Origin of the sequence: Promicromonospora kroppenstedtii DSM 19349 (assembly GCF_000515355.1) — a bacterium.
GTDB lineage: Bacteria > Actinomycetota > Actinomycetes > Actinomycetales > Cellulomonadaceae > Promicromonospora > Promicromonospora kroppenstedtii.
On record NZ_KI911592.1, the window covers coordinates 1 to 1,687 of the forward strand.

The window sequence follows — 1,687 nt, forward strand, 5'->3', positions numbered from 1 at the left end:
GCGGAGCCCGTGGCCGCCCGCCCGGCCCCGGCCGCCACGCCGCCGTCGTTCCCCGTGATCAAGCAGGTCCGGGCCGGCGAGCTCGACGTCGGGTACGCGGAGCTGGGGCCCGCCGGGGGCACCCCGGTGGTGCTGCTGCACGGCTGGCCGTACGACATCCACAGCTACGCCGAGGTCGCGCCCCTGCTCGCCGCGCGCGGCTACCGCGTGATCGTGCCGTACCTGCGCGGCCACGGCAGCACCACGTTCCTGTCGCCCGACACGTTCCGCAACGCGCAGCAGTACGTGGTCGCGCGGGACGTCGTCGCGCTGCTGGACGCCCTGCACGTCCGCCGCGCGGTGCTGGCCGGGTACGACTGGGGCTCGCGGACCGCCGACATCGTCGCCGCCCTGTGGCCCGAGCGGGTCCGCGCGCTCGTGTCGGTCACCGGCTACCTCATCACCAACCGCGCGGCCAACGAGACGCCCATCGAGCCCGAGCGGGAGTGGGCGTGGTGGTACCAGTACTACTTTGCCACCGAGCGCGGGCGGCTGGGGCTGCAGGACGAGCACTACCGCAAGGAGCTGGCCCGCGTGGTGTGGACGTTCAGCTCGCCCACCTGGCGGTTCGACGACGCCACCTTCGACCGGACGGCGGCCGCGTTCACCAACCCCGACTATGCCGCGATCGTGCTGCACAACTACCGCTGGCGCCTCGGCCTGGCCGACGGCGACCCCCGGTTCGACGACGTCGAGGCGCGGCTCGCGGCCGGGCCGAAGATCGCGGTGCCGACCGTGACGATCGACGGCGAGCAGGACCCGTTCACGCCGCCGGGCGAGGGCGCGGGCTACCGCGCCATGTTCACCGGGCCGTACGACCACCGCACGTTCCGCGGGGTCGGCCACAACGTGCCGCAGGAGGCACCCGCGGCCTTCGCCCGCGCCGTCGTCGACGCCGACCGGCTGTGAGCGGCCGCCCGGGCTGAGAAACCGCCCGGTGTAACCTCCGCGAGGAGGTGCGTGTGGCGAGCGAGACGGTGGGAAGCGTGCTGCGCGGCAGGCGGCGTGAGACCGGCACGCTCGACGAGCTGCTGCGCGAGGTCCGGGCCGGGCACAGCCGTGTGCTGGTGCTGCGGGGCGAGGCCGGTATCGGCAAGTCCGCGCTGCTGGACCACCTGGCCGCTAGGGCCGGGACCGCCCGGGTGGTCCGCACGGTCGGTGTGGAGCCGGAGTCCGAGATCGCCTACTCGGCGCTCCAGCACCTCTGCGCGCCGCTGCTCGACCACCTCGACCGGCTTCCGGAGCCACAGCGCGACACGCTGGCCACCGCGTTCGGGCTGAGCCCCGGCGAGCCGCCCGAGGCGCTCCTCGTGGGGCTCGCCGTGCTCGGGCTGTTCGCCGAGGCCGCCGCGGAGCGGCCGCTGGTCTGCCTCGTGGACGACCTGCAGTGGGTCGACCGCATGTCGCAGGTGATCCTGACCTTCGTGGCCCGCCGCCTGGAGGCCGAGTCGGTCGCCCTGGTCTTCGCCCTGCGCAGCCCGGGCGACGAGGAGGTGCTGCCGGGCCTGCCCGAGCTACGCGTCGCCGGCCTGCCCGCCGACGACGCGACGGCGCTGCTCGACACCGTGCTGCCCGGCCCGGTCGACGGCCACGTCCGGGAGCGCATCCTCGCCGAGACGCGCGGCAACCCCCTCGCGCTGCTGGAGCT

General features: G+C 74.9%; 2 protein-coding genes. Both read left to right on the forward strand.

The genetic code is table 11. The features are described from left to right. Positions 1-948 (forward strand): alpha/beta fold hydrolase (locus PROKR_RS02785; protein WP_036959395.1); only part of this gene is annotated, 948 nt, incomplete at its 5' end. Between the two features lie 53 nt (positions 949-1,001). After that, positions 1,002-1,687: ATP-binding protein (locus PROKR_RS02790; protein ID WP_036959396.1), on the forward strand; the 686-nt coding region annotated here is incomplete at its 3' end.